We start from the raw sequence: 22,267 nt of genomic DNA, 5'->3' as shown, positions 1-22,267 counted from the left end.
CGCCGTTACGAGCGCCGCGCCGATCACTTCGCATCTTTTGTCGCTCTCGCAGCGGCGCTTATCTGCTACCGAAGACTCACCAAATGAGTCACGCTCTTAGATCCGGACCAGCCGACGGTAGCGGGCCAGCCAGGCGAAGGTTCTTTCCACCACCCACCTGCGAGGTAACACGACGAAGCCGCGGACGTCGTCGCTGCGTCTGACAATCGTGACGGTTAGGCCGAGAACCTGCCCGGCCCAGGTCACCAAACGTCCGGTGTAGCCGTCGGCCCAGACCAGGCTGATGGTGGAGAACTCCTCTCGCAGCCGGGCCAGCACGGAATGGGCTCCGTCGCGGTCTTGGACCGGCGCCACGGTGACGATCACGCACAACAAGCAACCCGAGCGTGTCAACCACGACATTCCGCTTCTGCCCCTTGATCTTCCTGCCTCCGTCGTAACCGCACGCCGCGGCCCCGACGGTCTCGGCGGCCTTGACCGTCTGGAAGTCGACACACCCTGCCGTTGGCAGTTTGCGCCGCCCGGCGAGCCGTTCAGGCAGGCCACGCCGGGACCAGCGCAGGAAGAACGCGTACACCGCCTCATGCAGCGGGAAGTCGATCGGCAGGGCTCGCCACTCGACCCCGTACCGGGTCACATAGGTGATTGTGTCGAGCACAGCTCGCAGGTCATGCACCATCGGCCTGCCGGTGGGCGCGACCAGTTCGGCCATCACCGCCCGAGACTCGCCTTCCAGCACCGCCCATTCACTATCAGTCAGGGCCGATGGATATGCCGGTTTCCGCCCGTGACATCGGCACCCCGGTGAGGCGCAATCGCTGGCGTTCACGGACGCGGGCGTGTAGACAGACAACCACGGGCTCCTGTCCGCTGAGCTGCTTAGACAACACCTCAGCTACCGGGAGCCCGCTCCCGTGCACGGGTCAACGACCCGAAAATGGCCACACCCCGGCGGTCTCCTGACTCAGGCCATGACGCCAAACCCCTTTGTCAGCAGGCTCTTAGGTCGTCCGGGTGCAGAGCTCTCCTCACGTCGACAAAGTATCTGTTGTGAATCGCCCTGGGTTCGGTGGAGACTTTGGTCTGTCCCGGGTCCAGTGGATCACCAGGTCGAATGGTAGTCCGGCTACCTGACCAAACAGAGGATCCACCGCGGGGCACACAAGAACGCCCGGGCCCTGGAGAAGGACATCCGCGCCTGGATCACCGACTGGAACCCCAACCCCAAGCCGTTCGTATGGACGAAGACCCCTGACGAGATCCTCGACCCATTCGCCCGGTATCTACAGCGAATTTCCGGCGCGGGACACTAACGGTTATTTAGTGGGTCCAGCAGAACGAGACGATCACGATTGAGCAATAAGAGCACACCAACCCGGGTAGAGGCAGCAGTTGGGGCTCGCCCGCCTTCCTCACGTTTCGCCGGCGGGCGGCTGCCTGATGGCCTCATAGGCTATGTTACCGAACTTAGTAGATCATACACCAGCGTGAGACTACGAACCCCAAAAGGATATCTTTACTACCGTCAAAGACCTCACCGGAATTCTCTTCGCGCGGACCTCTTATAGTGATTTATGCTCAACGGTTTAACAAATTGACTGGACGCATCCCCACGCCAAAGGAGATGCTTATACATGGCGCACTATTCGCTGATTTTCCCAAGGACGGCATCATGTGGAATCCCCTCCGTTTCAGGCGCTCGTTCACCTTAGCTCTTCTTCTTCCTGCGGCAATCTTGACTTCTGCGGCGACCCCCAGTCCGCCGCCAAACGATGCAGCCTTAAATGACTATCTCATTTACATAAAAAATGATACCGAAAACGACGTTGGTGTCTCAATAATATACAAGCAAAAGGGATTCGCAGGCCATAGAGACACAGGAGAAGTGTACTTAGCTCCCGGATCAGCAAACCGGTACAGGCTAGGAAAATGCGACACTGTCATCCACTACAACATCGGGCTAATCATCTGGCAGGATAACTATCCGCGAACAAACCTCATGGTTCCGCCGGGCGACTTGCGTGCATATGGCAGGCCAGGAGATGAAAAAAAGCCCTGCTCCGACTCTTGGAAGCTTTCCGCCTCCAACAGCGGAGATCCGTACTCACCGTTCCAGGTAACCCCGGATGCGGATACCGGTGGCGTTAGCCCACCCTATTTCAACACGATTTGGTAACCAAGATGCACTCCAACCAGGAAAATCTGCTCAGGTAACGTAGCCGTTCCCCTCCCCCAACTGGATGGAGCGGCGCACCAACTGAACCGGCCAGGCAACCGCAGTGACCTTACAACCGCTCTCTGAGGCAGACCTGGATCACAGCCTGAAAACAAGAATCTCAAACATGTGCAGACTCCCTTCGTAATTTAGCGATGCAGCGCTACTGATCTTGAATAGCTAGGGTTACGGCAGATCGAGGATCAGGCCGGTCCCGGCGATGAAGCCGTTCAATAGCGTCGGCCGGTACTGCATCCTTGAGGTGACTGCGAATGGCAGCGGCGAGCTCATCGACACTGTGGGGGGCCAGGTTGCCCAACATACCCTTGAGATTGGCCCACACTCCCTCGGTCGGATTGAGTTCCGGCGCATACGACGGCAGCTGATAAACCATCAGCCAGTCATGGCGTCCGACGAACGCGCGCATCCGCGCGCAGGTATGGCGGCCCAGGTTGTCCCAGACCACGACGATCGGAGCATCCAGCAGATGGTGGGCGCCCATCAGCAGGGCTTGGAAGTCGCGCACGTCGAAGCCCTTCCGCTCGCGGGCGCGACCGTGGTAGCCAAGCAGGCGATATAGCAGCCGAGGCTCGCGGCCGGGCTTGAGACACAGCAGCGCGGCGACCGATATCCGGCCCGAGCCCTTGGCCGATACCCCCACCACCGGCGTGTGCCCCCGCCGTGCCCAGGTGCGCGCTTTGGGTGGCCGTAGGCTTTGACCGGACTCGTCAGCGAAGATCAGCCATGCTCCACGGGCCGCCACAGTGCTTTTATATCGGGCCAGACCTCCTTGACCCACGTGGCGATCTCTTCCTCGTCGCGTTCGGCGGCCCGGTGGATGGGCACCTGCGGCGACCAGCCCAGGCGCCGCAGCAGGTAGGCCACCCCGCGCGGGGTGTAGCGCGTCCGAAACAGCTCAGCGATCAGCACGGCGACCCGCGCCAGTGTCCAGCGCTGGTCGCTACGCCAGCCGTGTACGGCCGGGCCGCGCTCCAACTCCGCCTCCAGGCGCTGCAACTGCTCCGGCGACAGCCGGCACCGCGCTCCTCCCGGCCCTTTGGAGGCCAGCGCGGCCTTGCCGCCGGCCTTGTATGCCCGCGATTACGAGCACGCCGACTTGCGAGTCACTTTCAGCTGTCGGGCGACCTGCGGCGCGGTCATTCCCACAGCGAACATGTCTGCCGCCCGAAAACGCAGCTGCTCACGCTGCACCCGAGCCTGCGCGGACAGTCCCCCTCTATCTGGATACCTCATACCTCCGGTCTACAACCCGGGAAACAACCGCCCTCGACCGGCCCGTCCCTAACGTAACCTCAGCCTTTCAAGATCAGTAGCTGCAGCTTTCTTAGACGTTGTTTCCAGCTCTCGTAACACCTGTGCGTTACTCGTCCCCGACTCGGCACACACCGGCACAATCTTCGCCTGGATCATCAATCTCGACGACTCCGTCGACGAGGTAGTCAACTGAGCGCGCTCGGCCTCGATCAACTGGATCTCCAGCGCGACGGACCCTTTGACATGCACATCAGGACGCAAACTTACGTGACAAATTTCAACAGTCCAGATCGTTTTCGCCATCGATGTCCGTGACCAATGTGTGGCGTTCCTCGGCGTCTTCTCCAGTGTCGCCACCCTCACCTCGCGGACGGCGTCCTCGAAGTCGATCAGCCTTTTAACGCCTCCTCGTAGACGCGCTGGTCATCGACGGGCAGCCGGAGGATCTGTAGGGTTTTCGGACTCCAGTATGTCCAGCGCGCCCGCCTCGGCCTCAGCCAGGTGAGTCCAGCCCACCTTCTTGAGCTGGTTGATCAGTAGCTCCTCGACCTCGCTGTATTCACTCACCGCAAACCCCTACTGCCTGTACGTGATCAAATAAGCTCCCTGCGTGACTATTTACACTGGGAGCATGAGCGGACCGGCGGACACATCCGACGCGGGGGCCATCCGGCGGCGCTTTCCCTGGGTCGGCTGCTTCGACAGCGGCGAGGACAACCTCTCGTCCCGTTACCGCGACATGATGGCCGAGGCCCTTCGTGACCGGGAGATCGTTGAGGCGATCGACGCCACCTGGCACCGTCTGTAAACAACAACCTCAAGGTCGCTCCGGTCAGGCGGCCAGCTCGCTGTTCAGGTGATCCCGGAACTCACGGACCATCACACTGTCCCCGTACGGCTCAAGCTGTCCGGCGAACTGGCGGGCAAGCTCCACCGTGCGGGCGGAGGTCAGCGTCTTGGTCGCCGGGATCGCGGCTCGGGCGGAGTCAAGAGCCTGTTCCAACTCCCCCATACCGAGGTACGCCTCGGCGGCATGCAGCTGATTGAACTGGGCGGTCCGAGGAACTCGTTCGCCGAACTCGATCACGGCTGCCTCCGCGGGGCCTACCGCTCGCCGGTGTTCGCCGAGCATGCTCCAACAGCGACCCACCTGTGCGTTCAGCTCCACTTCCTCGTATCTGCCGACCCACTCCGGATCACGATCGGTGGCTCCTTGGGCGTAAGCCCGCTCAGCCTCGGTGATCAGTCGTTCGACCTGCTTGGCGGTATGCCGATCAGGATTCTCGGCCAGCTTGGCCTGCAAGGCCGTCGCCCACGCCTCTCTGACCAGCATCAATGCCATGACATGCGGGGACGCCTCAGCCCGGCGGGCCGTGTCGACGGCGGCTCGGGCCAGCCATACAGCCCAGGCCCCCTGCTCCAGGTGGATCGCCTGGCGGGTCAGCGTCGCCAGCACCCAGGCGCCGGTCAGCGGGTCGTCGCCGCTCTTGGCCAGCCGCAGCGCCTGGCCGAAGTGCTGCTGTGCCTGGCCGTGCCGGTTCAGGTCGAAGGCCGTCCAGCCCGCGAGCCAGGTCATCCCGGCCGCCGCCGTCATCAGCTCGGAGCCCACCCGCTCGTCGTAACGGCCTCGCAGCAGTGGCGCCACGGTCTCGTGCAGGTATTTGACCACCACCGGACGCACCAGCCCGGCCCCGAACCGCTGGTCTATCTGGCCGAACGCCTTCTGCGCCTCGACGATCCGCGCCACGTCGGCGAGACCCACCTCGCGCCCCTCGTCCTGCCTGGCGGCCGACGCGGTCGGGGTGCCGTAGTTCCAGGAGACCAGCCACTCGCCCAAGGCTCCGGGCACGAACGGCAGCGAGGCCAGTAGGTGACGCCGGGACGGATCCATCTCCAACCTCCACAGAAGCGCGGCCGACTTCACGGTAGCCGCCGGTGAGTCGTCGTCACAGCCCGCGATCGGCCACGATGATGTCTCCCCGTAGGACCAGCCGTCTATCCACCGCTCGACCTCGACCGCCTCGACCCCGAACACGGCGGCGATCAGCGGCCGGTAGCAGGCACGGACCCCCTGCTCTCCGCGCTCCCAGCGCGCCCAGGTCGTCGGCGTCACCCCGAGCGCCTCCGCCGCCGCCTCCTGGCTCATCCCCCGCCGCACCCGAGCCCTCACCAGCTCGGGACGAGTCTTACGACTCCGTTGCCCACCCATGTCGCCCTCCCAAGGTAGCCGAATGGCTACCTATTGTGATGAGGGAGAACCACTGCACACCACCCCGCCGAGAAGAACGACCAGAAACCGACCACCCCACGCGAGCAGACGCGAGTCGGCATTCCACTTCTGCGTCGAAACGGAGCGCCAGCAGGTCGTGGACCGTCTCCTTGATCTGGCCAAGGCGCCGCACCTGTGTGTGCGCGGGACGCGACAACCCCGCCCCTTCGATCCTTAGCGCCCACCAGCCACCGGACCACCGAGCCGTGGCCCGGAACTCACTCGCTTGCTTACCCTGTTCCATTCAACGCAGCCAATACTGGTTATCACCACCACGACAACAGGTTTGCCTATACATCCGCATAGATTCTGTTTGCACCAGATTTGATCTCGAATAACCGCTTGAACTGGGGAAACGACCAGAGAACGGCCGCGCCGGACACGCTGTTCCTGGAACCTCGGTGAACGAGCGGGGCTCGACGTTCACCTCACTCCGCCCGTCGCGTTTCCTGCTGTCCACAGTCACCGACAGCGAACGGAGCATGCTCATGCGGCCATCCGGCGGCATCCCCCACGGTGCCCAGGACCACCCCGGCGAGGATCCGGTCTTCCCTCCGGATCACGACCGAGGAGGCGGCCTGATGGGAGAGCACGCCGGCGTGATGGGAGGCGGTGACGTTCGCGTACTGATCAAGATCCTTCAGCCGGGCTCGGCCTCACGTCGCGCCCGCGCCGTGCTCCGGGAGGTGCTCAGGGAGGCCGGTCTGGACGACGAGGCCGTCTCCGACGCGGAGACCATCGTGGCGGAGCTGGCCGCCAACGCCGAGAGGCACGCCCATCCCCCGTACGAGCTGCGCGTCCTCAGCCTGGACGGCGTCCCCACCTGGTGCGAGGTCGTCGACGGCGACCCCGACCTCCACGAGGTCCGCATCATCCTCGGCCTTCTCGACTCGGTGGAGGAGATCGGCCTGCCCCTGCTCACCGAGAACGGCCGCGGCCTGCTCCTGGTCCACCGGCTCTCCCAAGGGCGGTGCCACGTCCACCCCGCCACGACCCACACCACCGGCACCCCCGGCAAGGCCGTCACCTTCGCCCTGCCCACCCGCTCGGGCGCCAGTCCGCCCTTCTCGTCCCTCCGCACCGGGGACGACCTCGACACCGGGACGAACACGATCCGTGCCACCGATCGTCCTCTGTGATGGCCGAGGGTTCGCTTCCTCGCACGGGTCGACTCATCAGAACGGGCCTCGCCTCGCCCGCGAAGCGAACGGAACCCCGCGCATGCCGTCGGGTGTGGTCGGCTCCAGAGCCTGCCGACCACACCCGACGGACCACTCGTCTACTCCGAGAATCCCTTGCTTCTCAGCCGGTCGACCAGCTCACTCATACTCTTCGGCTCCAGCCACGGTGAACGCCCGGCGACTCCCAGCGGCTCCTTGCCACCGACGAGCGCGGACTGACCCGACTTCTGCTGGGCCAGGAGAGGGTCCTCGAAGACCAGGCCCTGCGGTGGAACGCTCATCAGGCGCGCACCCGCCGGAAGTCGCTCTCCCTCGTCAAGAACCTTCTGCTCATGCGCCGGCCGCTCCGTCGGGAAGATCATGACCTTCGTCCCGGCCGGAATCGACGTCGCGAAGTCCTGGACCGACCTCTCAGGCTTCCACTCCTCGGGCGGTAGGGAGTCATCCCGGATGACCGCCCCTTGGTCGAGCTCGACGAAAACCAGGTTCGCGGGAATGGACGCCCGCCCCTTCACGCCTTTGAGCGCGTCGGTCACCTTGACCTTCAGCACCACGCGGTAATCGAGAGGGCCGCCCTCGTAACTTTCCAGGATGGGCCCCTGTTGCCAGCCTTCCACCACCCCGGCCGCCACAATGGGGCGGTTTCCGGCCAGAGCCTCCGGCGAGGGTGAGAAATCGTAGTCCGCTTCGGATCCACGCAGAACGGACACGTCCAGGGACCCTCGGGACGACTCCCCGGTGTCACCCACATAACCATTACTCGGCGACGCCTCAGCCGCTTTTCTTTCGTTCTCGTGGGCTGCACACCCGGTGAGCAGCAGAGCAGCTGCCAGTAGGACGGTAACGCCGGCACGCTTTTTCATTGCTACCTTCCCCCCGATCTAGAACCAAGCGTTAATGTGGTCTTTATGGTGCTGATTGTATTGCCATATACATGACCCGGACGCCCCAGGAAGATTCGCACTTGTCACGGATCCGCTCGCCTGGCAGTCATGAGGCTGACCCGCCACACCCGGGACGTCCGGAGGATTGAGGTTCGGATTGTAGTGCGCGAGTCCGACCGAGTGTCCGAGTTCGTGGCAGACCGTCTTGATGCAATGGTGGTGAGGGGCGACCGAGGCGTGCGGACGAGGAGTGACATTGCTAAACTTCTCGCCCGCTTTCCTCTCGCCGTCGTCGTACAGAATCTGGATATCTTCTATGAATGCCCTTCCTGCTGAAAATCAACAGAGTCTCCTACGTGAACATGGACTCCATGGATTCTTTATGGCCCAATGGGTCAGCATCGAAGACATCGGCGAGGTGGCCCGGCGGCTGCACATCGAAGCGGAGACGACATTCGTGTGCGACTTTCAGGCTGCCATGGAATTCTACGGTTCTACGTCCGACGGGTCGCATCGGGCTTGGATTACCCGCCTTGCTCCCGGCTGGTCCCTAGTTCTTTATCTCAATGGATTGAGGTCATCTCCGGAGGCCCTCAGCCTAGGCGGCCAGCGCGTTTTCGATGTCTCATGCATCTACGGTATTGGAGAAATCGACGAACTCTCCTACATCCACGATGGTGTATGGGATGGAACCATCTACGATGAGGAAGGATATCGCATTTACTGGGAGGATCTAAGATATGACCTTAATTCACTAGAAGGGCAGCTAGAGGAGTATCTATGTGTCTTGGGAAGAGTCAGTGGGCGGTTTCTCGACCGCGACTGGTTTTCGTCGCAGGGACTTCTGGGCATCATTCCCGAATAACTGATCGTTTCAAAATGAGGTCCGAAGGCGGCGCAGGCAGATGAGGCTGCACGCCAGGTCGAGCAAACCTTGATGGAGGTCGGCGTGGTGCTCGTAGCGCACCCGGAGCCGTTTGAACTGGTGCAGCCAGGCGAAGGTCCGCTCGACCACCCACCGGACGGCACCCGGCCCGGAGCCCTGCGGGATGCCGCGGCGGGCGATGGCTGGCGTGATCCCGCGCGTGCGCAGGTGGCGGCGGTGACTGAGGTAGTCGTAGCCACGGTCGGCGTACAGGCGGCGGGGCTTGCGCCGAGGCCGACCGCGCACGCCGCGGATGGGCGGGACTTTGTCCAGCAGAGGCAGGAGCTGTGTGACGTCGTGGCGGTTGCCACCGGTCACCGAGACCGCCGGCGGAGTGCCGTGCGCATCGACGATCAGGTGGTGCTTGGAGCCGGGCCGACCGCGGTCGACCGGTGAGGGCCCGACGTGATCCCCCCTTTGAGAGCGCGGATGTGCGAGCCGTCGATGGCAGCGGTGTCCAGATCAAGCAGACCCGCGGCCCGTAGTTCGCTCAGCAGCTGCTGCTGCAGGCGTGGCCAGACACCGGCCTCCGTCCAGTCGCGCATCCGCCGCCAGCAGGTCACGCCCGAGCAGCCGATCACCGACGCGGGAACGTCGCGCCAGGCCACACCGGTGCGCAGGACGTAGATGATGCCGGCCAGGGCCATGCGGTCATCGATCGGTCGCCGCCCTGGATGGTGTCGGCGACGGGGCGGATGCGGCGGCAGCAGTCTCGTGTTTGAAGATCAGACACTTGTTCAGCAGAAAAGCGCAGGCGGCCAAACCCTCGTGGGTGGGATCGAGCCGCTGGACGTCGCGGGCACTCGCTCAGGATGGGCAGAGCCCAAAACATGGACGACCTGATCGCACACCTCAAAGACCATGGCTTTTCCGAGTGAATCCAACGCGCCATAGCCTGTCCGTCGAACCGGACAGGCAGATGACCACTCACCATTCTCACGACCATGCGCTTGCGAACCCTGCGCGGCATGGCCACCGTCCCGGCGTGGCGGTTGTCCTTCTCGAACCCACCCGGCCCGATCGAGCACGTCGCGGTCGACCGTGCCACGCTCGGCGCTGTCGAGGACGCCGTCGGTGACCACCTCCTCATGCCGGGTGACCTGGGGCGCGTCCTGCCACTGACTGCCGCCATCCAGCACAGCAGGACCACCGCTCATCGCCGGACGGCGCGGCCCGGCCCTGCCGTCGTCCTGATCCGGGCCGCCCGACGTCAGGCGGGTGCGTAGGTGAGGCAGTCGATGTCCTGCTGGGCGTAGCCGACGACGATGCCGGAGGCCTGGCACTCGTACTGGACGTTGTGCTGGCAGTTGGCCATCTTGCAGGCGCCGACGCGGCCGGTGGCGGCCGGGTCGCCGCCCTTCGAGGAGACCTTGAAGAAGGTCTCGCACTCCGCGTGGCTGCTGTTGCCGACCGTGATGGCCAGGGCGTGGCAGGCGTGCTCCGTGTTGTACGCGCACGCCTCGACCTGACACTCGTTGACCGTGGGCATCTGCATGGCTGAACTCTCCTAGGGCTCGGGCCGGTCCCGGGCTCGGCGAGCCATCGCCGGGGCCTGTCGCCCAGTGGTCTGCTGGGTCACCGCGCGGCGGACCGATGCGTCCGGCCGGCGGCGGGCCGCCAGGTCCTCGTCACGATCTTCTGTGCTCACGAGTCGGACATGACGCGGTCCCCGTTCCCGCACGCGGGCTCGGGGACTACCCGGTTTAGTACCGCGCCCGGGTCGCCCTCACGCCCATCCGGCCCTCAAGGCTTCCCCAAGAGCGGCCCGCGCCGACCCGGACAGGTCTCGGGTGCGCGGACGCCCGGCAGGGCTCGGGGGCGGACCGGTCAGGACGGTGACCGGTCCTGCCGGCCGGCCGCCACGGAGCCGTCGCCCGCTTCGGGCGCGGAGGCGTCGCCGTTGTGCGCGGACAGTATGCCGCCGAGCATGAACTCCAGCCCGACCTGGAACTGCGAGTCGTGCGGCAGGTCGACGAGCAGCCCGGACAGCTCCACCATGTGGGGGAACTCGTCCGCCGGCAGGGAGGCGTAGAAATGGCCGCGCTGGCGTCTGAGTTCGCGGGCGTCCTCGCCGCTCCCGCCCCAGGGGCGTGGCATCTGGTAGGAGGCGAAGCCGATGGTGTAGGTCATGAGCGCGCCGTAGACCCGCACCGACAGATCGGCCGACAGCCCGGTGGCGCGCAGGCGTTCGAGCACGCGCTCGAACGCGCCGCTCAGCGAGGTCCGGCTGGTCGTCGCACGGGTCGACAGCAGGTGGATCACGCTCGGGTGCGAGCGCATCATCCCGAGCAGCGCCCGGGCCAGGTCGCGTATCACGGTCTCGGGATCGAGACCGGCCTCCTCGGGCAGGCTGAGGTTGCCGAGGACGAGGTCGGCCATGCCGTCCAGGATCTCGTCCTTGTTCTTGAAGTGCCGGTACAGCGCCATCGTGCTGAAGCCCAGCTTGGCGGCGAGCCTGCGCATGGTCAGGGCGTGGAGTCCCTCGTGGTCGCCGATCTCGATGGCGGTACGCAGGATGTCGTCGGCGGTCAGCGCCCGCTCGTTCTTACGGACGCCTCCCCCGGACGGTCCCTGCCCGTTCGGCGTCCCCGCTCCCGCACCGGTGTCGTGCGCCGTCAAACCGTCTTCCAAGGGTCTCACTCTCAGATCGTTTCACAGTCCCGTGGACAGCAGGCGCAGTCGTGCCACGTCCGTCGCCCGCTCCAGCGCCAGGCAGCCGGCGATGTGCCGCGCGGCTCCCTCATGCCCCCGCAGCAGCCGCTCCGCCTTCGCCGTCAGCTGCCCGCGCGTCATCGGCGACGCCGGGTCACCCGGCGGATCCAGCACCACCCGCCGGTACGACGCGCCCGTGGACGTCGTCACCGTGACCTCGGCACCCCAGTGACGCGGATAGGCGGCTCCGACGACCTCCCCCGCCTCGATCGTGACCTCGGGTCCCGCTCCGGGACCGCCCACCGTACCGGGAATCGCAGGCGCGGTCTCTCCCGTGCCGGACACGGAACCAGCACTCCTAAATATGGAGATATTTCGGATATCTCCGCTCAGGGTGGCGGCCACCACGAACGGGGCGCTCGCCGCCGCGGCGGCCGGATCGGCGGGGCGCGGGTCGGCGGTGACGAACCGGAGCGCGGCGGCGGGAAGGCCGATCCTGACCTCGGCCAGCGTCTCGGGCCGCAGCCCCTCCTCGACCAGCCCCTCCAGCGCGCTCACCGCGGCGTGCAACGGGCGGGCACAGGGATAGGCCTTCAGGGAGCACCCCAGCAGATGCGGCGTCCCCGAACCCGCCTCGGCGGGTTCCCCGCGCAGCACGGCGGCAGCGGCGGCCTCCAGCAGGCGGGGATCGGCCTCCATGCCCGCCGCGGCGAACCGTACCGCGTCCAGGCCCGCGCAGGCGGACCTGCCGAGGGCGACGTAGTGCGCGTCGCCCAGACGGTCCGGCGGCAGCAGACCGGCCATACCTCCGACCGCCAGGCCGATCGCGGCGAGCGTGCGCTCCCGGGACAGCCGGTACAGCCGGGCGAGCGCGACGGCGGTGCCGAGGGGGCCGAACAGCGCGCCGGGCCACCAGCGGTCGGCGTACAGGGCCGGGCCGCCGAACCTCGTGCCGGCCTCGGCCACCGCCTCGTACCCCGCGATCACGGCGCGGAGCAGTTCGTCGCCGCCGCGGCGCAGGGCCGTCGCGACGAGCACGGCCGGGGGGATCACCACGGCGGCGGGCAGGGTCGCCGACCCGGTGTGGATGGCGTCGAACTCGTCCACGTGTGCCCGGGTGACCCCCTCCAGCACCGCCTCGCGGAGGGACGCCTCCCGGAGGGCCGTCTCCCGGCGTGCCCCGGCGCCGGCCGGGCGATCGGCCTCCCCCTCCTCGTGCTCCTCCCGCCCCCGCCGGAGCCCGCCCGCCGCGCGGAGCCGCAGCGCGGTGGGGTGGTCGGCTCCGGCGACGACGCAGGCCGTGGTGTCGAGCACGTGCTCGGCCGCCCGGCCGAGCAGCGTCGCGTCCGCGCCCCCGGCGACGGCCTCCGCCCGGTCGAGGATCGCCTCGGCCAGGGGCACCTCCCTCGTCCCGTCGTTCACGCTCGGCTTCCGGACCTCGCGAGCACGTCGCCCAGGGCGTCCATCAGCTCGTACGGCAGCGAGTAGGAGCCGACGTGCTGCACCAGCAGGCCGGTGACGCCGAGCGCGCCCAGCTCGGCGAGCCGGGCGCCGATCTCGCCGGTCGTGCCGAACAGGCAGAACGCCCGCGCGAACTTCACGGCGGCCTCGTCGCTGACCCAGCGGCCGGCCACCTCCACGGCCAGGTCCCAGTCCTCGGCGTGGATCAGGTCCGGGTAGACCTCGCCCTCGTCGAACCGCTCGGGCACGTCCACCTCGATCCCGGCGAGCGCGAGCGAGGTACGGCCTCCGTAGCGGGCGATGGTCGCGCACACGGGCTTGAGGATCCGGGCGTCCCGCTCGACGTCGTCGGTGACATGGCAGTAGGCGGAGGCGGTGACCTGGATGTCCGCCGGGTCGCGGCCCGCCGAGCGCGCCCCCTCCCGGACCCGGTCGAGGCTGTCGGCCAGGTTGGCCGGGGCGATCCCGCTGAGCAGGATCACCCCGTCCGCGGCCTCGCCCGCGTACCGCAGGTTCTTCGGGCCGCTGGCGGCCAGATGGATGGGCACGGCGGGGCCCGGATCGCGCAGGCGGGAGCGCGTGGAGCCGTAGTCCCACTCCTCGCCGCGCAGCAGCGCACGGACCTGCGTCAGACGTTCGGTCAGCTCGGCCCTGGTGCTGGAGCGCAGGCCGACCGGTCCCACCGAGCTGTTGCCCACGCCCACGCCCAGGTGGAAGCGGCCGGGGGCCAGTTCGGCGATGCTGCGGGCGGCCGAGGCCACCACCGCGGGATGCCGGGTGACCAGGTTGGTGACCGCCGTACCGAGGCCGACGCGCTCGGTCCGGAGGGCCACCGCCGTGAGCGCGGTGAAGACGTCGCGCCACAGCAGCTGGGAGTCGGGCAGCCACACGTTGTCGAACCCGAGCCGCTCGGCGTGGGCGGCCGCGTCGGCGATCCGGTCGGCCCGGTCGCAGGGCGGCAGCCGGATGCCCAGGCTCGGCACCGCGCCGCCGCTCACGCGTCCTCCCCGAGGAAGGCCAGGTTGAGCTTGTCGAACCGCTCCGAGTGCTCGTGCTGGGGCCAGTGGCCGCACTCGCCGAAGATCTCCAGCCGGGAGCCGGGGATGCTCTCGTTCATGCGGTGCGCCTCGGGGATGTCGCCGAACGGGTTCTGCGCGCCCCACACGATCAGGGTCGGCGCGGTGATGCGCGCCATCTGCTCGGGAGTGAGCAGGTCCTCGCGGCGGTTCTCGATCTCCTGCAGGCACAGGAGGTTGCCGACCCGCCTGACGAAGTCGGGGCGGTGGTAGATGTCGTGCCTGACCTGGACGAGCTCCTCGGAGACGTCCTTGGCCGGGTCGTGCATCAGCAGGTGGAGCCGCTTGCGGGTCAGGTCGATGTCGTCGGTCTCCACGGCCAGGCGGGTGCTGGTCTTGATCCGTGCCATCACCTCGGGGTTGGCCACCGTGCCGCCGGGGGCGACCAGGGTGAGCCTGCCGACCCGCTCGGGGTGGTCGGCGGCGAGGCGCCCGGCCACCCAGCCACCCAGCGACTCTCCCACGAAGTGGGCCCGCTCCGCGCCGATGGCGTCCAGGTAGGCGAGCACGTGCTCCACGTAGCGGGGGATGCGGTAGGGCTCGTCGATGCCGTCGGTGTAGCCGTGGCCGACCATGTCGATGGCGTGGCAGGCGTAGCCGGCGGCCGCGTGCGCGGGGAGGTTGCGGACGAACGCCTCCAGGTGGCCGCTGGTGCCGTGCAGGAACACCACGGGCTCACCGGTGCCGGCCTGGAGCGCCCGGGTCCTGAGACCTCCGGCGTCCACGTACCTGAGCGTGTGCTCCACACCGGTCAGATCGGTCCAGATACTCATCTGCGTCATGCCTTTCTTCGGGACACGGTTCTGGTGGGCCGGTACGACGTGTCCGGCCGTCGTCCGGGCCGGGACAAAAAGGGCCGGGACGGGAAGGAGGTCAGGTTCCGGGGAGCGGTTCGAGCACCGCTACCGCCATGCCGGTGATCCAGGTGTCGATCGGCTCGTAGGCGAGGACTCTCCCCTTGGCGGCCCCGAGGGCCCTGGACATCGCCACCCAGCTGCGGATCTCCTGCGCCCCGTTCCCCGCCTCCTCCTCGATCTCCGCGGAGCTCTTGGCGACGATCTCCGACAGGTCGCCCTCCAGGAGCAGCTCGAGGAACCGGCGGTCGAACTCGGGGTTGATGTCCGCCTCGGCGGCCCTGATGATCTGCCTGCGCCGCACCTCGTAGTCCTTCCAGGAGTCGCGGCCGTTCAGCCACGCCTCGACGAGGAAGCGGTCGTCGTCCGACATCGCCGAGAACCACTTGGGCCACGGCAGGCGGTGCGAGAGCCCGCCGGAGGCGACCACCAGGACCCGCTTGTCCTGTCCGTCGGACTCGATGGCCCGGCGCAGCACGGTGCCGAAGGCGTCGCAGCGCGCGAGTGAGGGCAGCGGCGGGGCGAACATGTTCATGACGACCGGCACCATGGGCACGTCGAGGTCGGGCAGCAGGTACTGCAGGGCGTGGGTGATGCCGTGGTCGACCTGAAGGCGCAGCGAGAACGCGGCGTCGAAGTCCGCGTCCGACAGCGACCACATCAGCTTCCTGGCGAGGTCGGTGTCGACGGGGAGCGGGCCGCCGGGGGTGCCCGACTCGCCGCTGCCGACGCACTCGGCGACCCCCACGGTGAAGGCCGGCATCAGGTCGAGGAAGAACCCCCGGAAGTGGTTCGACCCGATGACCACCACGGCGTCGGGCCTGGCCGCCTCGACGAGCTCGCGTGCCTCGCCCAGGCCGGCCCGGAAGCGCCGGGCGTCGTCGCGGTGGGCGACCTCGTCCCAGTTGGTGTTCATGAGCGTGCTGTGTGAGGCTCCGACGCCCAGGACGATGCGACTCATGCGTTGATGCCCACTTCTTCTCGGGTGCGCGTGCAGGTGTTGACGACGGTGCGGAGCACGTGGCGGGTCAGCCTGCGCATCTCGCGCAGGTCGGCCACGTTCATTCCCGAGGGGAAGTCCACCGGCAGCGGCCCCTCGGGCCCGACCCTGGTCATGCCGATGCGCGCGGTCGGCAGTCCCCGGCCGCGCAGGATGTTGGCGTCGGTGGCCCCGCTGTTGGCCAGGATCGGCTCGTGCGGCCGGCCCTCCTCCGCCTCCCACGCCTCCACCGCCGAGCGGACGATCCAGTCGTCGGCGGGGGTCGCGGTCCCGGGGATGGACAGGACCATGTCCCACTCCACCTCCAGCTCGGGAAAGGCGGCCCTGATCCGTTCCACGGCCGCGCCGAACTCACGCCTGACGCTCGCGGGCGTGCTGCGAGGGCTGGTACGGAGGTCGACCATGAACCGGCACAGGGCGGGCGCCACGGCCGGCATCCGCATCCAGCCGCCCTCGATGGCGCCGATGTTGCCCTGCGGCGCGACCGTGTCATGCGTGTGGCGGGCCGTGTACTCGGCGAACCACGACTCCAGCTCGGCGGCGACGACGCCGGCCCCGAGGATCGCGTTGCGGTAGTCGATGCGGTGGCGGCTGCCGACGTAGGCGTAGCTGCCGCGCACCCGCACCTCGAACCAGCACAGGCCGACCTCCTCCCAGGCCACGGCCCAGCCGGGCTTGGCCAGCAGCGCGAAGTCGGCCCAGACGCCCTGTTCGAGCATGAAGGAGCAGCCGTTGCCCTGACCCGCGTTGTATCGGCGGACGTGGGGGGCGGTGCGCCTGTTGGTGGGCATGCCCCCCGCTCCGAGTCCGACGATCACGTCGCCGCGCAGCGGCACGCCCGCCCGTTTCAGCGCCTCGGCGGCGGCGACGAGGCAGGCGCCGTGCCCCTTGGGGTTGCTGGCGCCGAGGCCGATGACGTACGGGCCCCGCCGCACGGCCTCGGGGCGCAGGTCGTGGCGGAGGGTGTCGCCCACCCACGGGACGTCCTCGGACTCCTCGCCCACGGTCAGCGTGTCGATGGGGGCGTAGAGCAGCAGGTCCGGTCCGCTGCCGTCACCACGCAGCCGTCCCACGGCGTTTCCCTGCGTGTCGTCGACGGGCTGGTAGGCGGCCTCCAGGCCGGAGCCCGCCATGGTCGTGGTGAGCCACCGGGCCAGCTCGGCCTCCTCGCCGGTCGGGCTGGCGATGTCGGTCATGCCCATGACGATCTCGGCGAGCCTGTCGGTGTCGAGGGCGGCCTCGGCGGCCCTCACCCACTCCAGCCGCCGCTCGTCGAGCGCGGTGTCGGGCGGGGGCCCGCCGCGCGGGTCACTCACGGTCATCGAATCTCCTTGGGTGAGGTCAACGGCCTTCCCCTCTCTCGGGCGGGAGGTGCCGCGACGTCCGAACCGGTCGTCATCGGGAGGGGGAGAGCAGCCGCTCGGCCGCCTTCTCGGCGAGGCCGGCCACGGCGTCGAGCTTCCAGCCGTTGCCGGGGAGCGGGTGCGCGTGGCGGGTGAGCCGGTCGTCCACGATCTCGCGCAGGCGCGCCGCGGCATCGGCTCCCGTCTCCGTGCCGTCCAGCGCGCGCTCGACGTCGCGCGGACGCCACGGGGTGGGGGCGAGCGCGCCGAGCACCACACGGGTGTCCTGCCAGCGGGTGATCGGCTCCCCCGGCACGGCCCTGGTGGAGATCGCGACCGAGGCGACCGCGAAGTCCCCCTCCCACAGGGCGAGCTTCTCGAACACGCACGCGCGCCCGGCCTCCTCCGGGACGGTGACCGAGACCAGGAGCTCGCCCTCCTTCAGGCTCGTCTCCCCCGGTCCGGTGTACAGCTTCGCCAGCGGCACGGCCCGGGTGCCCCTGCCGTCGGCGATCTCGGCCACGGCGTCCAGCGCGATCAGCACCGTCGCCAGGTCGGAGGGGGTGACCGCCTGGCAGCGGTGCCCGTCCACGGCGGCGTGCTGGAAGCGGTGGTCACCGAGGATCGCGTAGCACGGGCTGCTCGCGCCGTTGCGCTTGTAGCAGGGGAAGTCGTTGCGGAAGAACCAGCAGCGCTTGGCCTGCAGCAGGTTTCCCGCGACGGTCGCCGCGGCGCGGAGCTGGGGAGAGGCGATGGTCTCGATCGCCTCTCTCAGCGCGGGCAGCCGCTCCCCCAGCTCCTCGGCCACCTCGGCGAGGGTGACGGCACCGCCGATGACAATGCCGGTCCCGGTGCCGGTGCCGGTGATGCCGCGCATGGCGGGGATCCTCGCCGTCGACACCAGAACCGCGGGGGCGATGAGCCGCTGGCGGCGGCTCGGCAGCACGTCGCTGCCGCCTCCGTACGCGAGGGCGCCCTCGCTCAGCGCGGCGCACGCGTCGGCCACCGACTCGGGCCTGCGCACCTCGCCGATCTCCGGGGCCGGGCCCACCTTGTCGCCGAACCTGCCGTGGCGCCCGAACCTGGTGCCCCAGCGGTCCAGCAGGGCATGGACGCCCCTGGGGTACAGCGCCCGCAGCAACGCGATCCACCAGCGGCCCGGCCGCCGCCACAGCCGGTGGTCACGCCGGCGGCCCTCCTTGGCGGCGAGTGCCGTCAGGATCTTGTCCGGGGTGATCGGCAGTTCCCTGACACGGACGCCGACCGCGTCGTAGACCGCGTTGGCGATGGCCGCGCCGGGCGGGATGATCGGGATCTCACCGACGCTCTTGGCGCCGTAGGGGCCCGCGTCGTCGTGGCCCTCGACGATGACGGGCCTGATCGGCGGCACGTCCGCCGCCCGGGGCAGCGCGTAGTTGACGAAAGCGGGGTTGGCCACCCTGCCGTCCGTCCGGACGACCTCCTCGCCCAGCGCGCCGCCGATGCCGTGCACCGCGCCGCCGATGATCTGGCCTTCGACCATGGTCGGGTTGATGGCCCGCCCTACGTCGTGGGCGGCGACGTAGTCGACGACGGTCACCTTTCCCGTCCGCCGGTCGACCTCGACCTCGGCGCCGTGCGCGGCGAAGGAGTAGGTGGGAGACAGGTTCGCCCGGTCCTCACCGGGGGCGATCATCTCCGTGCCGTCCACCCTGTAGTGGCTCTGACGGGTCAGGACGTCACCGTCGAGCCGCACGAGGTCGGCGATCGTGACCTCCTCGCCGCCCGCGTGCGCGGAGCCGTCGCGTAGCCCCACCTCGTCCGGGGCGCATCCCAGCTTGTCCGCGGCCAGCTCACGCAGCCGTTCGGCGACGGCCGCGGCGGCCTCACCGGTCGCCATGCCGGACATGTGGGTGGCGCGCGAGGACCACGCGCCGAGGTCGAGCGGGGTCAGCTCGCCGTCCATGGACAGCACGTCCACCCGATCCAGCGGCAGGCCGAGCTCCTGCGCGGCGATCTGCGCCAGGATCGTGTTCTGGCCGGTTCCGGCGTCCGACCCGCCGAACCGCACCCGGGCGCGCCCGTTCTCGAAGACGTCGACGGCGGCCTCGCTCAGGTTGGCGAACTCGTAGGCGTAGGCGCCCGAGCCGTGCGCGGCGCACGAGACGCCGAGCCCGCGCCCCGGTGTCCGGCGGGCGCGTTTGGCGTCCCAGTCGAGTTCGGAGCGGACCGCCTCCAGGCACTCCCTCAGCGCGCTGGTGGTGAGGCGGTATCCGCACAGCGTCTCGGTGTACGGCTCGACCGCGTTGAGCACGCGGATGTCGATGGGGTCCATGCCGAGTTTCTCGGCGATCTCGTCGATCTGGCTCTCCATCGCCAGGGCCACCTGCGGCGTGCCGTACCCCCGGTACTGGCCGCCGGGCTGCGTCGCGGTGTCCACCAGCCGCGCGTCGAAGCGGACACCGTCCACCCGGTAGACCGAGCCGAGCGTGATCACCCCGACGCGCATCACCGAGGAGCCCATGTGCGAGTACGCGCCGTTGTCGACGTTGACCTCGGTCTCGAAGGCGCGTAGCCTCCCGTCGGCGTCGGCGTAGGTGCGCAGCCGCGTCTCGAAGCGGTGTCTCGGCTTGTTGGCCGCGAACTCCTCCTCGCGGGTCAGCGCCAGCAGCACGGGCCGCCCGCTCTTACGGGCCAGGGCGGCGGCCAGCACCTCGTGTTCGGAGGCCTTGGACTTGGAACCGAAGCTGCCACCGGTGGCCACCTCGCGGCAGATCACCTGCTCGCGCTCCAGGCCGAGCAGGTGGGCGACCTCCTTGACGACGAAGTACGGCGAGTGGGTGGAGGTCCACAGTTCCATGATCTCGCGCTCGGGGTCCCACCGGGCGAGCGTGGTGTTGGGTTCCATGCAGGCGTGCACGACGCTCGGGTAGACGAAGTCCCCCTCGGTCATGACCGTCGCCGCGGCGATCCCCGCCGCCGGATCACCCCACGCGCTGTTCCACCGCGTGGCCACGTTCGGCTCGACCGGCCGCTCGTGCAGCGCGCGGGCACCCGGCCGCAGCGCCTCGGCCACGGTCAGCGGCGCGCGCAGCGGCCGCAGCCGGAGGCGGATCGCCGCGACCGCCCGGCGCGCCTGGCCGGGGGTGTCCGCGGCCACCGCGGCGATCTCCTGCCCGGTGAACCTGACCACCCCGTCCGCCAGCGGAGGCCGGTCGGACATGTGGCCGCCGCGGTGGATGTAGGTGATGCCCGGGGCGAAGTCGGCGGCGGTGACGACGGCTCGCACGCCGGGCATCCGGAGCGCGCCGGTGACGTCGAGCCCCGTGACCCGCGCGTACGGCACGGGCGAGCGCAGGACCGCGGCGTGCAGGTGCGCGGGTTCCGTCAGGTCGGCGGTGTAGCGGGTCCCGCCGAGCGTCCGCTCCTCCCAGTCCAGCGGCCGGGCGCGGCGGCCGATCTGGGTGTCTCCGGGACCCGCCGGACCGTGAGGTCCGCTCATGTCAGTTCCTCTCCCGGGACGCCCTCCGTGGCGGCGCGGCGCCGGGCCGTCTCGCACACGGCCTCGACGATCGCGGTGTAGCCGGTGCAGCGGCAGATGTTGCCCGACAGCTCCCGGCGGACGTGTCGCGCCGCCCGCTCCGGCGCGGCGGGCAGGCCGCCCCGGAGCAGGGCCGTGGCGTGCACGACGTGGCCGGGGGTGCAGAAGCCGCACTGGAAGGCGCCCCGGTCGGCGAAGGCCGCGCGCAGGTCGGCGCTCTCCTCCGCGAGCCCCTCGGCGGTGGTCACCTCCTCGTCCACGAGAGCGGCCAGGGTGACGCACGACAGGCGCGGCCGGCCACCCACCAGCACCGTGCACGTGCCGCACTCGCCCCGCTCACAGGCGAGCTTGACCGAGGTCAGCCCGAGCTGGTCGCGGAGAAGCGAGGCCAGAGTCGTCCCCGGCGCCGTACGCACCGCCCGGGTCGTGCCGTTGACCGTGAAGGTGTCCATCGAAACTCCTTTCGCGCCTTTCGTGGGTCTTCGTGGGTCTTCGTGGGGCCTTCGTGAGGTGAGGAGGCCGTGCCGCCGAGGGCCGCCGCTACTGCAGGTCGGCCTCGGTGAGCTGGTCGGCGTTGGTCTTGTCGAACGGAAGGGTCTCGATGGTCACCTTGTCGGGGACCTCCTTGCCGTCGAGCTTGTCGACCATGCTCTGCAGGGATTTGGCCCCCCACTTCTGCGGCTGCAGGCCGATCTCGAAGCCGAGCTGCCCCTTGCGGACCATCTCCAGCGTGGACGGGATGCCGTCGAAGCCGGTCACGGTGACCTTGCCGGTCAGTCCCGCCTCGTTGACGGCCTGGATCACGCCGCCGACGAAGTCGTCGAGGTTGGCGTACACGACGGCGGCGTCGGGCACGGCCGACAGGGAGGCCTTCGTCGCCTCCAGCCCCTTCTCCGTGGTCATCTCGTTCAGGTTGACCTCGTGCGCGACGCTCATGTCCGGGCAGCCGGCCGATCCGACGACCTCCTTGTACGCCTTGGTCATCTCCTGCACGTACGGCGCGGACGAGGGGCCCTTGATCATGATGATCTTGCCCTTGCCGACGTTCTTGCACGTCCATTCGGCGATCTCGGTGCCGGACTTGCCCCAGTCGTTGCCGATGAAGGCCGCCCGGCTGGAGGGGTCCGCGACGTCGCGGGCGACGGTCATCACCGGGATGCTCGCGGCCTTGGCGTCGGCGAGGGGCGTCACGACCGCCTTGGCGTCGATCGCCGAGACGAGGATGCCGTCGACGCCCTTGGCGATCAGGTCGCTGATGTCGTTCGCCTGCTTGAGCGGGTCGCCGTTCGCGTCGGTGAAGATCACCTTGACGCCGAGCTTCCCGGCCTCGGCCTCGATGCCCTTCTGGATGCCGGCGTACAGGGCGATGCGGGGGGCGGCGAAGCTGACACCGATGGTCCTGGTGCCGGCCTTGGCCGCCCCCTCGGCGGCGGGGTCGGCCGCGGAGGAGGAACAGGCGGTGGCGAGGCCGGCGCAGAGCGCGAGGGCCACAACGGGTGTCTTCCGGAATTTCATGATCCCCTCCAGGGGGTTCGGTCTGCCGGCGAGGTCTTCGAAGAGCTGCGAGGACCGGACGGCGCGGTACGGGGGTGAGGAGGGCGGGACGTCTGGG

The 22,267-nt window shown here is 68.7% G+C and carries 22 protein-coding genes and 2 pseudogenes; 6 read left to right on the top strand and 18 right to left on the bottom strand.

What is annotated here, in order from left to right:
* Positions 1-87: pseudogene (locus ACFFRH_RS18155) on the top strand (IS5/IS1182 family transposase); the annotation flags it as partial.
* A 9-nt stretch (positions 88-96) separates the two neighbouring features.
* Here ACFFRH_RS18155 and ACFFRH_RS18150 read toward each other — a convergent pair.
* A complete protein-coding gene (locus tag ACFFRH_RS18150) occupies positions 97-402 on the bottom strand; it encodes a transposase (RefSeq protein ID WP_386157923.1) in 306 nt (101 codons plus the stop codon).
* A gap of 136 nt (positions 403-538) precedes the next feature.
* Positions 539-829, bottom strand: a pseudogene (locus ACFFRH_RS18145) (transposase); the annotation flags it as partial.
* A gap of 795 nt (positions 830-1,624) precedes the next feature.
* Here ACFFRH_RS18145 and ACFFRH_RS18140 point away from each other — a divergent pair.
* Positions 1,625-2,176 (top strand): hypothetical protein, encoded by a 552-nt coding sequence (locus ACFFRH_RS18140; protein WP_386157920.1) that lies wholly within the window; start codon positions 1,625-1,627, stop codon positions 2,174-2,176.
* A 202-nt stretch (positions 2,177-2,378) separates the two neighbouring features.
* Here the strand turns inward: ACFFRH_RS18140 and ACFFRH_RS18135 are convergent, their stop codons facing one another.
* The 3 genes from ACFFRH_RS18135 to ACFFRH_RS18125 all read right to left on the bottom strand — a co-directional run bounded on the left by ACFFRH_RS18135 (position 2,379) and on the right by ACFFRH_RS18125 (position 4,057).
* Entirely contained in the window at positions 2,379-2,978 is a 600-nt protein-coding gene (locus ACFFRH_RS18135) for a transposase (protein WP_386157916.1), read from the bottom strand.
* Complete coding sequence (locus ACFFRH_RS18130; RefSeq protein ID WP_386157913.1) at positions 2,954-3,232, bottom strand: helix-turn-helix domain-containing protein; 279 nt, start codon at positions 3,230-3,232, stop codon at positions 2,954-2,956. The genes ACFFRH_RS18135 and ACFFRH_RS18130 overlap by 25 nt, the downstream gene beginning before the upstream one ends.
* A gap of 681 nt (positions 3,233-3,913) precedes the next feature.
* Entirely contained in the window at positions 3,914-4,057 is a 144-nt protein-coding gene (locus tag ACFFRH_RS18125; protein WP_386157910.1) for a hypothetical protein, read from the bottom strand.
* Positions 4,058-4,121: 64 nt separating this feature from the next.
* On the opposite strand from ACFFRH_RS18125, the gene ACFFRH_RS18120 reads away from it, so the two are divergent.
* Positions 4,122-4,298, top strand: a complete 177-nt coding sequence (locus ACFFRH_RS18120) for a hypothetical protein (protein ID WP_386157907.1) — start codon at positions 4,122-4,124, stop codon at positions 4,296-4,298.
* Between the two features lie 24 nt (positions 4,299-4,322).
* Here ACFFRH_RS18120 and ACFFRH_RS18115 read toward each other — a convergent pair whose 3' ends face one another.
* Positions 4,323-5,699, bottom strand: a complete 1,377-nt coding sequence (locus ACFFRH_RS18115; protein WP_386157904.1) for an NsdA family TPR-like regulatory protein — start codon at positions 5,697-5,699, stop codon at positions 4,323-4,325.
* 641 nt (positions 5,700-6,340) lie between these two features.
* Between ACFFRH_RS18115 and ACFFRH_RS18110 the strand changes: the two genes are divergently transcribed.
* On the top strand, positions 6,341-6,898 hold the full coding sequence (locus ACFFRH_RS18110) for an ATP-binding protein (RefSeq protein ID WP_386157901.1): 558 nt from the start codon (positions 6,341-6,343) through the stop codon (positions 6,896-6,898).
* A 140-nt stretch (positions 6,899-7,038) separates the two neighbouring features.
* On the opposite strand, the gene ACFFRH_RS18105 is transcribed toward ACFFRH_RS18110, so the two are convergent.
* Positions 7,039-7,803 carry a hypothetical protein gene (locus ACFFRH_RS18105; protein ID WP_386157897.1) on the bottom strand — a complete coding sequence of 255 codons (765 nt, stop codon included), beginning with the start codon at positions 7,801-7,803 and terminating at the stop codon, positions 7,039-7,041.
* Positions 7,804-8,206: 403 nt separating this feature from the next.
* Between ACFFRH_RS18105 and ACFFRH_RS18100 the strand changes: the two genes are divergently transcribed.
* Positions 8,207-8,689 carry a hypothetical protein gene (locus tag ACFFRH_RS18100; protein WP_386157894.1) on the top strand — a complete coding sequence of 161 codons (483 nt, stop codon included), beginning with the start codon at positions 8,207-8,209 and terminating at the stop codon, positions 8,687-8,689.
* A gap of 9 nt (positions 8,690-8,698) precedes the next feature.
* On the opposite strand, the gene ACFFRH_RS18095 is transcribed toward ACFFRH_RS18100, so the two are convergent.
* A protein-coding gene (locus ACFFRH_RS18095) for an IS5 family transposase (protein WP_386157940.1) occupies positions 8,699-9,459 on the bottom strand; the annotation gives its coding sequence in 2 pieces (ribosomal slippage) (positions 8,699-9,168 and positions 9,168-9,459; 762 coding nt in all).
* A gap of 234 nt (positions 9,460-9,693) precedes the next feature.
* On the opposite strand from ACFFRH_RS18095, the gene ACFFRH_RS18090 reads away from it, so the two are divergent.
* Positions 9,694-9,975 (top strand): hypothetical protein, encoded by a 282-nt coding sequence (locus tag ACFFRH_RS18090; RefSeq protein WP_344744841.1) that lies wholly within the window; start codon positions 9,694-9,696, stop codon positions 9,973-9,975.
* Here ACFFRH_RS18090 and ACFFRH_RS18085 read toward each other — a convergent pair.
* From ACFFRH_RS18085 to ACFFRH_RS18040, 10 genes are all read right to left on the bottom strand, one after another.
* Positions 9,960-10,244: a DUF1540 domain-containing protein gene (locus tag ACFFRH_RS18085; protein WP_344744840.1), complete on the bottom strand. Its 285-nt coding sequence runs from the start codon at positions 10,242-10,244 to the stop codon at positions 9,960-9,962. The two genes, ACFFRH_RS18090 and ACFFRH_RS18085, sit on opposite strands and share 16 nt — an antisense overlap.
* A 332-nt stretch (positions 10,245-10,576) precedes the next feature.
* A complete protein-coding gene (locus ACFFRH_RS18080; protein WP_386157889.1) occupies positions 10,577-11,380 on the bottom strand; it encodes a TetR/AcrR family transcriptional regulator in 804 nt (267 codons plus the stop codon).
* Between the two features lie 21 nt (positions 11,381-11,401).
* A complete protein-coding gene (locus ACFFRH_RS18075) occupies positions 11,402-12,823 on the bottom strand; it encodes an MmgE/PrpD family protein (protein WP_344744838.1) in 1,422 nt (473 codons plus the stop codon).
* A complete protein-coding gene (locus tag ACFFRH_RS18070; protein ID WP_344744837.1) occupies positions 12,820-13,860 on the bottom strand; it encodes an LLM class flavin-dependent oxidoreductase in 1,041 nt (346 codons plus the stop codon). Before ACFFRH_RS18070 ends, ACFFRH_RS18075 begins: the two co-directional genes overlap by 4 nt.
* The gene (locus ACFFRH_RS18065) at positions 13,857-14,720 is read right to left on the bottom strand and encodes an alpha/beta fold hydrolase (RefSeq protein WP_344744836.1); all 864 of its coding nucleotides are present in this window, start codon (positions 14,718-14,720) and stop codon (positions 13,857-13,859) included. Before ACFFRH_RS18065 ends, ACFFRH_RS18070 begins: the two co-directional genes overlap by 4 nt.
* Positions 14,721-14,811: 91 nt before the next feature.
* A complete protein-coding gene (gene amrB, locus ACFFRH_RS18060; protein ID WP_344744835.1) occupies positions 14,812-15,753 on the bottom strand; it encodes an AmmeMemoRadiSam system protein B in 942 nt (313 codons plus the stop codon).
* Complete coding sequence (locus ACFFRH_RS18055) at positions 15,750-17,114, bottom strand: M20 family metallopeptidase (RefSeq protein ID WP_344744834.1); 1,365 nt, start codon at positions 17,112-17,114, stop codon at positions 15,750-15,752. Before ACFFRH_RS18055 ends, amrB begins: the two co-directional genes overlap by 4 nt.
* Positions 17,115-17,187: 73 nt before the next feature.
* Positions 17,188-20,616 (bottom strand): molybdopterin cofactor-binding domain-containing protein, encoded by a 3,429-nt coding sequence (locus ACFFRH_RS18050; protein ID WP_386157882.1) that lies wholly within the window; start codon positions 20,614-20,616, stop codon positions 17,188-17,190.
* Positions 20,613-21,107: a (2Fe-2S)-binding protein gene (locus tag ACFFRH_RS18045; RefSeq protein ID WP_344744832.1), complete on the bottom strand. Its 495-nt coding sequence runs from the start codon at positions 21,105-21,107 to the stop codon at positions 20,613-20,615. The genes ACFFRH_RS18050 and ACFFRH_RS18045 overlap by 4 nt, the downstream gene beginning before the upstream one ends.
* An 88-nt stretch (positions 21,108-21,195) precedes the next feature.
* Complete coding sequence (locus tag ACFFRH_RS18040) at positions 21,196-22,170, bottom strand: substrate-binding domain-containing protein (protein WP_344744831.1); 975 nt, start codon at positions 22,168-22,170, stop codon at positions 21,196-21,198.
* Between the last annotated feature and the right edge of the window lie 97 nt (positions 22,171-22,267).

Source organism: Streptosporangium vulgare (genome assembly GCF_042428775.1).
GTDB classification, from domain to species: Bacteria; Actinomycetota; Actinomycetes; order Streptosporangiales; family Streptosporangiaceae; genus Streptosporangium; species Streptosporangium vulgare.
The sequence above is the reverse complement of the archived record's forward strand: the minus strand, read 5'-3'. Positions and strand labels throughout refer to the sequence as shown.

What these genes read in the sequence shown, in the direction of transcription:
- ACFFRH_RS18100 (WP_386157894.1), top strand. Translation starts at nt 8,207, where the DNA reads ATGGCCCAATGGGTCAGCATCGAAGACATCGGCGAGGTGGCCCGGCGG.
- ACFFRH_RS18140 (WP_386157920.1), top strand. Translation starts at nt 1,625, where the DNA reads ATGCTTATACATGGCGCACTATTCGCTGATTTTCCCAAGGACGGCATC.
- amrB (WP_344744835.1), bottom strand. Translation starts at nt 15,753, where the DNA reads ATGAGTCGCATCGTCCTGGGCGTCGGAGCCTCACACAGCACGCTCATG.
- ACFFRH_RS18050 (WP_386157882.1), bottom strand. Translation starts at nt 20,616, where the DNA reads ATGAGCGGACCTCACGGTCCGGCGGGTCCCGGAGACACCCAGATCGGC.
- ACFFRH_RS18115 (WP_386157904.1), bottom strand. Translation starts at nt 5,699, where the DNA reads ATGGGTGGGCAACGGAGTCGTAAGACTCGTCCCGAGCTGGTGAGGGCT.
- ACFFRH_RS18045 (WP_344744832.1), bottom strand. Translation starts at nt 21,107, where the DNA reads ATGGACACCTTCACGGTCAACGGCACGACCCGGGCGGTGCGTACGGCG.
- ACFFRH_RS18085 (WP_344744840.1), bottom strand. Translation starts at nt 10,244, where the DNA reads ATGCAGATGCCCACGGTCAACGAGTGTCAGGTCGAGGCGTGCGCGTAC.
- ACFFRH_RS18120 (WP_386157907.1), top strand. Translation starts at nt 4,122, where the DNA reads ATGAGCGGACCGGCGGACACATCCGACGCGGGGGCCATCCGGCGGCGC.
- ACFFRH_RS18110 (WP_386157901.1), top strand. Translation starts at nt 6,341, where the DNA reads ATGGGAGAGCACGCCGGCGTGATGGGAGGCGGTGACGTTCGCGTACTG.
- ACFFRH_RS18065 (WP_344744836.1), bottom strand. Translation starts at nt 14,720, where the DNA reads ATGACGCAGATGAGTATCTGGACCGATCTGACCGGTGTGGAGCACACG.
- ACFFRH_RS18090 (WP_344744841.1), top strand. Translation starts at nt 9,694, where the DNA reads ATGCGCTTGCGAACCCTGCGCGGCATGGCCACCGTCCCGGCGTGGCGG.
- ACFFRH_RS18040 (WP_344744831.1), bottom strand. Translation starts at nt 22,170, where the DNA reads ATGAAATTCCGGAAGACACCCGTTGTGGCCCTCGCGCTCTGCGCCGGC.
- ACFFRH_RS18150 (WP_386157923.1), bottom strand. Translation starts at nt 402, where the DNA reads ATGTCGTGGTTGACACGCTCGGGTTGCTTGTTGTGCGTGATCGTCACC.
- ACFFRH_RS18105 (WP_386157897.1), bottom strand. Translation starts at nt 7,803, where the DNA reads ATGAAAAAGCGTGCCGGCGTTACCGTCCTACTGGCAGCTGCTCTGCTG.
- ACFFRH_RS18055 (WP_344744834.1), bottom strand. Translation starts at nt 17,114, where the DNA reads ATGACCGTGAGTGACCCGCGCGGCGGGCCCCCGCCCGACACCGCGCTC.